Here is a 6,130-nt window from a genome sequence, read left to right on the forward strand (position 1 = left end):
CTCCCTTCCGTTCTTGTTCAGCTTGGAACCAGACCAATGGAAATATCCGTATAACCTTCGGTTTGGATCCGTTCGTGCTGGATATACGCACTTGTGGAACGCAAAACATAATGGAGGATCGGAAGCCCTACTAAGGTAAACGCCATCGTGACCCCGTAGTCATACCCACCAAATAAAAACAAAAGTAAAACAACCCTGTCACAAAAGTAAGCAACAAAAACCAGAAATTTCTCAGGTGTTTCCGTATTCCTTGATTCATGTCCATCTCTTCCTCTCAACTTTAGAAATCCCTTGCAACTCTTATGCTAGTTCTTGGGATGTAAAATCGGGTAGTGCCATAATGTCATATGACAGATCTTCACGATAAACGTAGTCGGTTAAGGGTTATTCCACACCAAAAACACCCTATCGTCTAATTCCGGGATGGAATGTAGAAGGTAGGGTGCTCGTTCATTCGGTTATTCCTGATAGCCAAGTTCTTTCAGTTCCTCCTGCGATCCGCTTGGCGTAGAACGTGGAGATTTCTCACGGTACCGTAGGTTTAGCTAGCTTCTCCTGCATTCAATGCCTCAAACTCCCTTACCACCAAGCAATGAGAAAACCTCTATCGAGGCCATTCAAAGATGAGCGACCGCGTTTAGAGGTAGGTTTTATCGCCAATAAGAAAGCGGTTTTCGGGAACCGAAAACTTATACTTTCTTATGTGGTCAAAAAGAACGCAACCCCCGGACTACATCCGAAATCTGCGTTCTTCACAAAATAAATCATAATTCACAAAAATTCAGAAGGCTGATCTATGGCCTGCAACCACTATCCCTTTCCCTCAGGATTGCATATTCGACAGGAAGTTATTTCATCCCGTTAAATTTCGGAAAATGGGTGAAACCTTCTTGCACTCATTTCTGAGCTGCGGGGATAGTGGGCATAGACTTGGCTTCCATGAATTGATCACTAGCATTGATAATTCCTACTGCTCAGTCTCACAACACTATCCCTTTCCCTCAGAATTGTACATACGTCAGGAAGTTATTTCATCCCGTTAAATTTTCGGAAAATGGGTGAAACTTTCTTGCACTCATTTCTGAGCTGCGGGATAGTGGGCATAGTCTTGGCATCTCACATGCTAGCCTTGCACTTCCGCAAGCGTAGGGAGCGCAGGAATCGCCCCCCTGCGCGTCGTCGTAATTGCGCCTACGCGGTTGGCGAAGGCGAATACCTGCTCAGCGGCTCCTGCTTCAGCGAGCGCGTCGACGATGTTAGCTGGCGTAGCGCCAAGCGCCACCAGCTGATAAAGCATGCCGCCGACAAAACTGTCGCCGGCGCCAGTCGTGTCCACGGCTGCCACAGGCGTGCCGGGGATGACGACATCCTGCCGTGCGGTCACGACACGGCAGCCCTCTGGGCCTAAAGTGATGATAATCACTTTAGGTCCGCGCTGCAGCAGCTGCTGCGCACCAGTGGTCGCGTCAACGCCGAGGAGGAATTCGATTTCCTCCTCGCTGACTTTGACCAAATCCGCAAGCGGTAGCTGCGCCAGGATTTCTGCCCGAGCTGCGTCAGCGCTCGGCCACAGCGCCAAGCGCACATTGGGGTCGTACGACACCAATGCGCCAAAATCTCTCGCTCGGCGCGCTGCGTCCAGCGTCGCGGTGCGGCAAGGCTCGGTGATCAGTGATACCGAGCCGAAATGATAGACCGCGGCATCTTCCAGCCACTGCGCCTGGACTTCGTCTGCGCGCAGCAGCATGTCCGCCGCCGGGTCGCGGAAAAACAAGAAATCGCGCTCACCATCCGCGCGCAGTGAAACAAACGCCAGACCGGTCTTCGCCTCATCGGTCTGCACAACGGCCGTATGCACGCCGACTTCGTTAAGCGTGCGCACCAAAAAATCGCCGAACGGGTCGCGGCCGATTTTGCCAATAAACCTTGCGTCGCCGCCTAGCTTGGCGACCGCCGCAGCAACATTGGCCGGCGCTCCGCCCGCCGCCCGCTGGAAGCTCGTAACGTCAGCCAACGCTTGTCCGTTTACCTCCGGTACGAAATCAATCAAAAGCTCACCCAAACATACGATACACGTTTTCCCCATTGTTCCATCAATCCCCTTTACTTTGATATCCTAATGCGTTCATCACATAGGCTGTTGTTTGCGCAATTAACGTCTGCGTATCCGGTCGCTCCTCCGTAAGCATAAGCTCAAAAAACTCCCTCTGCTTATAAAAAAATATGGAGCCCAGTACAAACATGAGCGTGCTATCCAAGGATTCAAAATGAAAAATCCCGTCCTGCCTGCCTTTCTCTAGTAAATCCCTTACCTTTTTCCATAATGGATATACGAGCTCTCTCATTTTTTCCACACGTGGGGTAATCGTAATAATCTCCATTTGCATAATAGTAATCATTTGAGGATCACTACTTCTGATCTCTATTACGCCCTGAATAATCGTCCGGATACCTACAATGGGATCCTCAATGGCAAAAAAATCAATTAACTTATTCTTAGGGAAAAACTGATTAAATATCTCATAGAAAACGCTCTCTTTTCCGCCAAAATAATAGGAAACCAAAGCCACATTGGCCCCGGCCTCCTCACATATTTGACGAACACTTGTCGCATCATAACCATTCTTCGCAAACAGCTTCTTTGCTGCCAAAAGAATCTTCATTTTCATATCTAATTCGGGTTCAGCCATTCAATCAACGCCCTCCTCGTCATTGGGCTAAGCGGTTTGTGGACGTTGTTCCATGGCAGGCACAGCCTTTGCCTTTTTCGCAGATACAACCAAGATATCGATAACTAGTGCAACTGCAGCTATAAGAAATAAGTATCCGACTTCCTTCGCTACACCTGGCCCACCAAACAAAATATTCATTAACCCATTCACGGCATAGGTAGCTGGGAAAGCATTACTAATTGTATGATAAAAATGCGACAAAAGCTCTCTCGGCACGATAGCACCAGAAGACACCAATTGCAAGGACAACATCGCGATGTTAAATAGCATACCTGCGTTCCCAAACAATGTCAAAAACATTTGAGCGACGAGCGCAAAGGTGAGTAAAAATAAGGTTTCGAAAGCCCAAAGAGAGACAAAGCCTTTCTCCACATGCCCGCCTAAGGAAACGACCATCGTTGCACTGATCAGCCCCACAATAACAACAGCTATGACAGTCACAACGATTCGTGCAGTCATTTTGCCCATTTTAGTAACAGATGCACCGAGAATATTCGTTGATACATTAAAGTTCATTCCCATGATCATGGTACCCACAATAGAAGCAAGCACCAGCATCATTGGAAGCATTTGATTCGGCATATCCTTTACTTTATTCGTGCTTTGAATGTCAGAGGTCACCTTAGTTGCGAGTCCTTGTGCGATTTGCCCTGCTTGCTCGGCTGGCAATTTGGGATTCATCTGTGTAAGAACGGCTGATGCCCCAGCCGCTACGGCCTCTTTGTTCACAGACGCCGTGACGTTCCCGGCTACAGCTTGCATCACAGACTTCGTCATAGAAGGATTAGACTCATTAATTGTATATGTAATGGGGACCGTCTGTCCTGGGGTTTGAAGCTGTTTGGAAAAATCAGCCGAGATGTGCATAACCATCTGGACCTGGCGATCATTTAACAGATTCTGTGCTTGTTCATTAGAAGCCACCAGCTCTGTTTGAAACGGCAGGTTGCCTTGCAGGTTCTGAACAATTTTGCTCCCCAAACCTTGATCTTCATTGACGATCGCGATCTTCAATTGGCTCGTGTTATCGGATACTCCCGCGTAACCCGTCATCCAAATCAAGCTAAACAACAACTGAAACGTAATGGCTGTGATAATCCCTACCTTTGTCGTTGCTTGTTTTAGAAATGCACCTAGTGCGTGTTTCATTTTAACCACTCCTCTTCCTTAAACGATCGTTTAAATTAAACGTTTGTTTAAATTATAGGATGGAGCTGAAAAGCTGTCAAGATACCACTTACTTCACGAAAAAAAACCACTTTCCCCCCCCAAGGTTTATCCCGTTGGCGAAAAGTGGTTTGGCAATTATCTGTGGTGAATATAGTACCGATATGATTTTATGATTATGGCATGCTGACTAAGAAAGGTTTTACTGTGCCTGCAAAGTTATAACTGCTCGTGCCGTCCCAGTTAATGGACCACGTCATTGCACCACGAATATCCGGGTATTTCGCTACAGGTTTATAGCTTCCACAGTTGCTGCCTGTGGCCAAACAGCTTAATGCATTGTTCACAACAGTAGGACTTACATAACCTCCTCCTGCCGCAGACGTCGTAGCTGGAAGACCAAGTCCCAGTTGGGAAGGCGCTACCCATTGCAGCGTCAAATCAGACAGAGCCGTCAAGAAATTTTCTGTGCCTTGCGAATAACAGACGCCATCGCGACCGAGCATACATCCAGAATTGTAGTACTGCACATTGATGACCGTCGTAATATCCTTCAGGTTGTTGTAGAGCTGCATATAGGACGTATTTTGATTTTGCATATCGATCGTTTGCGGAGCCATCGTCAAGATGAAGCCCGATCCGACCTTTTGTTGAAGTTGACGAATGGCGCTCGTTAAGTTCGCCACGTTCAGGCCGTTTTCCAGGTCGATATCCACGCCGTCAAATCCGAACTGCGTAATCAGACCATACATACTGTTAACAAAATTGGTCACATTGGGGGATGCGCTGCTTAAATCGATATTGCCATTTTGCCCTCCAACGGAAAGGATGACCTTCTTGCCTTGTGTATGTTTGGCCTGAATATCGCTTGTAAGATTCGCATTCGTATACCCGCCAAGTGCCGAGGACAAGGAAGAATCGACATTGAAGATGACTCCCCCTGGTTTGGTTGTATCCATATCCGCAAATGCAACAGCAATAATATCGTATTGACTTGGTACTGAACTTAGCTTGAGATTCGTTGCGCCATTTGTGAAGTTTTGCCAGTAACCAGTAAGGGTGTGTTTCGGCAGTGAACCGCCTCCGCCTGAACCCTGGGTTGTTCCGGTAACCGACGAGCTTGCCGCTGAAACATTGCCTGCTGCATCTTTCGCTTTTACAGTAAAGGTATAAGTTGTGCTTGCTGCTAGACCTATAACCGTAGCAGTCGTTCCAGTCACGGAAACAGCCAATGACGCCCCATTATACACGTCATACCCTGTTACGCCAACATTATCCGTAGATGCCGTCCAAGATAAGGAGACACTGGACGAAGTAGTTCCAGTTACACTTAAATTCGTAGGAGCAGTAGGCGCTTGCGTGTCTCCGCCACTTGTATTTGTCGTAGCGCTAACTGAGTTACTGGCTGCGGATACATTACCTGCAGCATCCTTCGCTTTGACAGTATACGTATATGTCGTGCCAGCATTTAATCCTGTTTTCGTATAGGATAACGTACTGCCGGAGACGCTGCCAACTAATGTAGAAGCCTGATAGATGTCATATCCGGTAACACCGATGTTATCTGTTGAAGCGTTCCAGGCCAATGATACACTGGAAGTTGTGGTTCCCGTCGCATGTAAGTTGGAAGGCGCAGTAGGCGCTTGCGTATCGCCACCACCTTGGATGAGTCCCCACAATGCAGGGACGATAGGCGGTTCCCAACCTACTTGAGACGTGTGTGCTTGAATGCATTTATAGCTGCTGCCGCTATAAGTTACCGTATCGTTTACCGCATAAGCTACATTAGGTGCCCAAGCACCTCGGTCAGCTGCAAATGCCATCGCCGGAATTAATGTAATAAACAAGGCCGCAATTAACAAAAAGGAAAGTACTTTCTTCACAGCCATATGATTGTGTGAGACTTTTCTCATCAAAAATCCCTCCTTGTATGCTAAGAGCAGTTCCTAATTCTTTAATGAATTGGAAATTGCTCTTATTATTTTTTGTTCCTTGAAAAATGAATTTGAACCGGTTGTGAACGTAGCTCAAGCGAAGGCGCGGGAGCCGTCCCAACGGGACGAAAATTTTTAAAAGGTATTTACGATCTTGCGATGTCTTTGGGACAATGCCAATAGGTGCTACTGACGGGAATGTTCCTTACCCTCCTGTTGAACCAAGCATTTGGTTTCTTCCAATTTAGAGTGTTCCCTTGGCCTCTTCCGTATTTTCCTACACGCTGACTGTATCCC

Annotated in this window: 5 protein-coding genes; all 5 read right to left on the reverse strand. The window is 47.3% G+C overall.

Annotated elements, in window-relative coordinates; all coding sequences use genetic code 11:
* Positions 1 to 17: 17 nt before the first annotated feature.
* The 5 genes from G519_RS45510 to G519_RS0131870 all read right to left on the reverse strand — a co-directional run bounded on the left by G519_RS45510 (position 18) and on the right by G519_RS0131870 (position 5,788).
* On the reverse strand, positions 18 to 278 hold the full coding sequence (locus G519_RS45510; RefSeq protein ID WP_029198092.1) for a hypothetical protein: 261 nt from the start codon (positions 276 to 278) through the stop codon (positions 18 to 20).
* 845 nt (positions 279 to 1,123) lie between these two features.
* Positions 1,124 to 2,086, reverse strand: a complete 963-nt coding sequence (locus G519_RS0131855; RefSeq protein WP_029198093.1) for a PfkB family carbohydrate kinase — start codon at positions 2,084 to 2,086, stop codon at positions 1,124 to 1,126.
* Positions 2,087 to 2,093: 7 nt separating this feature from the next.
* Complete coding sequence (locus tag G519_RS0131860; RefSeq protein ID WP_029198094.1) at positions 2,094 to 2,690, reverse strand: TetR/AcrR family transcriptional regulator; 597 nt, start codon at positions 2,688 to 2,690, stop codon at positions 2,094 to 2,096.
* Positions 2,691 to 2,717: 27 nt separating this feature from the next.
* On the reverse strand, positions 2,718 to 3,881 hold the full coding sequence (locus tag G519_RS0131865) for a YhgE/Pip domain-containing protein (RefSeq protein WP_029198095.1): 1,164 nt from the start codon (positions 3,879 to 3,881) through the stop codon (positions 2,718 to 2,720).
* A 194-nt stretch (positions 3,882 to 4,075) separates the two neighbouring features.
* A complete protein-coding gene (locus G519_RS0131870) occupies positions 4,076 to 5,788 on the reverse strand; it encodes a fibronectin type III domain-containing protein (protein WP_457920622.1) in 1,713 nt (570 codons plus the stop codon).
* Between the last annotated feature and the right edge of the window lie 342 nt (positions 5,789 to 6,130).

This window comes from Paenibacillus alginolyticus DSM 5050 = NBRC 15375, from assembly GCF_000422905.1.
In the GTDB taxonomy this organism is placed as follows: domain Bacteria; phylum Bacillota; class Bacilli; order Paenibacillales; family NBRC-103111; genus Paenibacillus_E; species Paenibacillus_E alginolyticus.

Bases quoted from the DNA above. Each gene is read 5' to 3' on its own strand.
- G519_RS0131855 (WP_029198093.1), bottom strand. From the start codon at position 2,086: ATGGGGAAAACGTGTATCGTATGTTTGGGTGAGCTTTTGATTGATTTC.
- G519_RS0131860 (WP_029198094.1), bottom strand. From the start codon at position 2,690: ATGGCTGAACCCGAATTAGATATGAAAATGAAGATTCTTTTGGCAGCA.
- G519_RS0131865 (WP_029198095.1), bottom strand. From the start codon at position 3,881: ATGAAACACGCACTAGGTGCATTTCTAAAACAAGCAACGACAAAGGTA.
- G519_RS0131870 (WP_457920622.1), bottom strand. From the start codon at position 5,788: ATGGCTGTGAAGAAAGTACTTTCCTTTTTGTTAATTGCGGCCTTGTTT.